2 protein-coding genes are annotated in these 3,571 nt (G+C 63.7%); both read right to left on the minus strand.

Annotation, left to right across the window (positions count from 1 at the left end; genetic code table 11):
* A partial coding sequence (locus FN976_RS28635; RefSeq protein WP_145897501.1) for a hypothetical protein occupies positions 1 to 2,018 on the minus strand: 2,018 nt, incomplete at its 3' end.
* A 171-nt stretch (positions 2,019 to 2,189) separates the two neighbouring features.
* Positions 2,190 to 2,930 (minus strand): hypothetical protein, encoded by a 741-nt coding sequence (locus FN976_RS28640; protein ID WP_145897503.1) that lies wholly within the window; start codon positions 2,928 to 2,930, stop codon positions 2,190 to 2,192.
* Positions 2,931 to 3,571: the final 641 nt, after the last annotated feature.

Genomic DNA, 3,571 nt, shown 5'->3' on the forward strand with positions numbered 1-3,571 from the left:
TTCGTCGACGATGCGGCTGCGGGATGCACAGGCGCGGCGTTGGAGGGGCGCAGCGTCGTGAGCGGCAGGATCTCGATGGACTGGGCTGCCTTGGATGCCGCCTCCCAGTCCGCGAAACCCTGGGTCATCTCCGGCCCCATGGCGAACTCATGGCGCCGCAGGTACTGGATCAGATGCGTCAGCTGGAGCGCGGCGTTCGGATCGCGCGGTGCCTTGTTGCGCAGGTGCTCGAAGAGGGCCTCCAGCGGCTGGTCGTCAGCGCGTGGACCAAGTTCCCCCTCGCGCTTGAGCTTGCCGAAGATCCGGCGGATGCGTGCGTCGTGGGGAAACGTTCCCCAGTGCCCCAACGCCTGGATCGGCCCGAACTCACGCCCCGTGTCGTCGAACAGCATGACGGTGCGGATGTTGCGGAAGTCCGGGCGAACCCACATGCGCTGGCCCTTCAAATCGAATCTCTTGGCCAGCGAATTGCTGGAGTAGCGTTGGTACAGGTAGTTCACGTAGGGCCGCCGTCCCGTCGGCGTGTCGACCTTCACGGTGACGGGATGCGGCTTGCTGAAGTAGTGCGCCTTTCTCTTGTCCGCCGGAAGGTAGTTGGGCTTGAGGGCGCCTGCCGAGAGCAAGCGGCGCAGCCGCTCCAGTGGTGCCACGTTGTGAGCGCCGGCCGCCGGTAGCGCGTTTTCGTTGCGGGCGTTGATGTCCAGGACCTGCTCGATCTCTTCCGCCCGGACCTTCTGATCCACCTTGACCGCGTGGGTCTTGCGACGGGGGTCCCGAGGATTGCTGCCCGTCGTCCCTGGCAGTTGGTGGACGACCCGTCGCGCCTGCAGGCTGAATTTGCTTTCCACCTGCGCTCGTTCGTGAGGGGTCTTGGGGCTGCCCAGAATCACCTTCGCGCCAAAGAGATTCGCCACCAAATGCTGGACGACGTCGGCCAGGTGGGCGAGCGCATTGTCGAGATAGACGACCGATGGAATAGCAAATCGCAACTCCGGAATCACGCATGCCGGGTAGCCGGCATCGGGTTCGGCCTTCGCACCTGGTATCACCTCCGCGACCGGCTCCGGCCCATTCACCGCGTCCCAAAACAGGATGCTGATATCGTGGCCCGAAACCTGAGGCGTGTAGACCTGCCGATTCGCGAGATTGGCTGAGGTCCCCTTGTGAATGCAGCGAAGCTGTTGAAACCTGCGCAAGTCCAGGCTTTCCCAGTCGCCCATCGGAGAAGGAAGTTCGTAGCGAGCCTCCAGATCGACGGTTGTCGCATCGATGATCCAGGCACCGTAGCCCCCGTACTCCCGATCTGCCGTCCCCGTGCCTTCGCCATATTGCAGCAAGTCCGCCGCGTCCTTGCCGTGCTCGAGGTGCACGAAGCGCGAGGCGTACTTGGGCAGGTAGGTCGAGTCGATCCACAGGCGCAGCGCCCGCCTGCCCTTCTCGCTGGTGTTTAGCGGATACTCCTTGGGCCCGATCCCCTCTTCCACACAAAGCTTCCCGAACTTTCGGTGGATTCCGCGGAACATGAGTCGATTCGGCCGCAGCCCGCGCAGCCCAAAACCATTCAGATAGGTAATCAGCTTGTTTTCGATCTCGGGGTGCTCCTTGAAGAGCAGGCGAAATGCCCCGGAGAAGCCACCCTTGCCGTCCGCGCTTGGCGGGTTAAGGTGCGTGCGCTGGGGCGGGGTGATGTACGCGCCTTTGGCGAAGGCGCGACATCCGATGATGGCGCCGGACGCATCCCGCTCAAATGCGCGGGCGAAGATTCTCAGGAAGCGCCGCTCGCTGATCTGCGCGACGGCAGTGACCTCGCTCAGAGGCTTGTCTTTCAGGTACAGACTGCTCGCGTCGCGCAGCCTGCGGTATCGCGCCTTGTCCTTCGCGGGCAGGACCGTCTCATCGAAACCGGGCCACGTCGCCATGTCCCGGTAGGGCGCCGGAATGTTGTTGCGGCCGCCGCGGCACTGTGAGGCGCGCGCCTCCAGGTCGAGGACTACCGACGGGTGAGCAGCAGCATCCATGGCTGGTCTCCCCCATAGGTCGGTCCGTTGTCCATCATGATCAGCTGGGGCACAGCCGCAAACAGGGAGGTGCCCAGTACGCGCTGCATGCGCCCAAGGGGCGGCGGCTGCATCTTTCCGCGATCTTCCTGCGGTGCCTGATGGTCGCTGCCGGCGCCGCCACGCGGGCAATCACGCTTGGGAAACTGTCGAGCTCGGGCCATAGCTCACCTCCGCCAAGTTGATCTGCAGCTTGCCTTCCCGGTACAGCCGGAACAGCGCCGAATCGACCTCCTGCGCCGGAATCGGCGTTCGCGACGATTGCAGCTCGCCGTACACGTCTTCGACCCGGATCCGACCTTCCGAGGGAACGACCGCGCAAACCCTGTCTTGCTGGTCGAGGTCGTTTCGGTTGTAGCAAAGCAGGTGCTGCAGGACCCGATCGAGGTTGCATAGCAGCGTCGGATTGGCACGAATCTCGGACTCGCGACGCAGGCAAGGCACTACATCGAAGGCGACAGCGACTTCGCGCAACTGCTGCCAGTCGGGCCCACCGCCGTGCACTTCGCCCGAAGCGTCCTGGACAAGGTCGGCCGTGCGCACCCCATCGACGAACTCCGTGATCAGGTGGCAGGGGACCTTCCAGCGCTTGCCGAACTGAAAATAGCGCAACCCTCCGCCTGCGGGAACCTCGCTGGCGACCGCGCCCGGGCACAGGCAGCGAAGGAGGAAGTTGTCGGCGCGCAACGGCGTCCCGAACTCCAGGGGCTGCAGACTGAACGGATCGGTCAGCCTTACCAGACGTCGCTTGCCACCCTTGTAGCGAGCGTCAAGACCGCCGTACTTGTGCTCTCGGACGGCCCAACTGACCGAAGTGTCGAAATAATTTCTGAAACTACGCGTCACTTCGCGTAGCGGAAGCTCGTATCCCATTTCACAATGTCCTTCTTGCTGGGTTGCGGGGCCCGGCGAGCCAAGGCGACTCGCATCGGAGTTCGCGTCTCGCCGCAGGCAACCGGCGAGAAGAGAGGCCGCGCGAGGCGTTGACACCCCGCTGAAGGACGATGACAATGGACGTGCCTTTCAAGCATCCCTTTGCTTCACCCGCCGGCGACGGCGAGCGACGCCCTAGTGTTCGAAGCACTGGGGCGTTCGTCTTTCTGCCTGGCCAATTCACGGCTAGTCGGTCATGGGGGTGCTCCTCTACCGCGCAGGCGGCTGTGGTGGAAGGCCGAGCCGCTGCCTGGCGAGCCACGCGGCAAGTTCCGTGACCAACGCGAATTTCCCCCGACGATGGTCCAAGGGAAACACGGGGATCGGCACTCGGTCCCGGGCCAGAGCCATCCGGAAAGCGGTGGCGGACGGATATCCCAGGGCAGCATGCAATGCGGCTCCGCCGATCATGGGTCCGTGCCGCGCGAACAGGTCCTCTTCGAGTCGAGCCGCAAGATTCGCGTACTCAAGACTCGAGTCTGGTTTCGCCGGGTGACCTGAGGACACGCCTGGATGCTAGAGGCCACCCCGATGGAGAGCTACGCGGTAAAACTGGCAAAGAAATTACCGCATAGACAATC

Origin of the sequence: Caenimonas sedimenti (genome assembly GCF_007833165.1) — a bacterium.
GTDB classification, from domain to species: Bacteria; Pseudomonadota; Gammaproteobacteria; order Burkholderiales; family Burkholderiaceae_C; genus Ramlibacter; species Ramlibacter sedimenti.

What these genes read in the sequence shown, in the direction of transcription:
- FN976_RS28640 (WP_145897503.1), bottom strand. Translation starts at nt 2,930, where the DNA reads ATGGGATACGAGCTTCCGCTACGCGAAGTGACGCGTAGTTTCAGAAAT.